Below are 960 nucleotides of genomic sequence, written 5' to 3' on the forward strand. Positions count from 1 at the left end.
CCTTAGATTCAACCGGTCAAGGCAACACTCTCGGCTGGTGTGCGGAATCCCAGGCACTTGCGTGGACGGTTGTTGAGCTTCGTCGCGATGGCGTCAAGGTCGTCCTGGCTGAACGTCGACAGGTTGGTGCCTTTGGGCAGGTACTGCCGGAGGAGCTTGTTGGTGTTCTCGTTGGTGCCGCGTTGCCAGGGGCTACGCGGGGCCGCGAAGAACACGTCGACACCGGTGTCGGCGGTGAGCCGCTTGTGGGCTGCCAGTTCCATGCCGCGATCCCAGGTCAGCGTGCTGCGTAGTCGGGGGTCCATGCGTTCGTAGGTTTCGACGAGAGCGGGAACGACCACGGTGGTGTGGCGGCTGGCGAGTTTCACGACTGTGAGGAACCGTGACTTCCGGTCGACCAGCGTGGCGACCTGACTGTTGTTCGAGCCGATCACCAGATCGCCTTCCAAGTGCCCGGATTCGCTGCGGTCCTCTGCCGCCCGGGGCCGCTCCTCGATCGGTCGAGCATCGGTGATCTGTGAGCGCCACTGGCCTTTCACCGTGTGGTGCTTGTTCTTCCGGATCGGGCGGCCAGTCCGCAGGCGCTTGCACAGCTCGCGCGGGATCACTTTCCAGCGGGTGGTGTAGACCGATCGGTAGATCGTCTCGTGGCTGATCCGCATGACGGGGTCGTCACCGTGATGCCGACGCAGGTGGCCGACGATCTGCTCGGGCGACCACTCCTCTTCCAGTAGCCTCACCACCGTCTGCCTCAGCGTGGGTCTGCGGGCGAGGAGGCACTGCTTCGGGCGGCGAGCCCGATCAAGTGCGCGCTCCTGTGCAGCGATTGCCCGGTAAACGTCGCGTCCGCCGTTGTTGTTGACTTCACGGCTGATCGTCGACACCGCGCGTCCCAGGAGGCCGGCGATCGTCCGGTAGGACTCACCGGCACAGAGCCGGCGCGAGATCTCCTCCCGCTCG

At 65.0% G+C, this 960-nt stretch carries 1 protein-coding gene; it reads right to left on the bottom strand.

Annotated elements, in window-relative coordinates; translation table 11 throughout:
* Positions 1-8: 8 nt before the first annotated feature.
* The coding region (locus tag AC5WS8_RS39200) for an IS30 family transposase (RefSeq protein ID WP_496108245.1) at positions 9-960 on the bottom strand (952 nt) is incomplete at its 5' end.

Source organism: Streptomyces sp. PTL18, assembly GCF_059510295.1.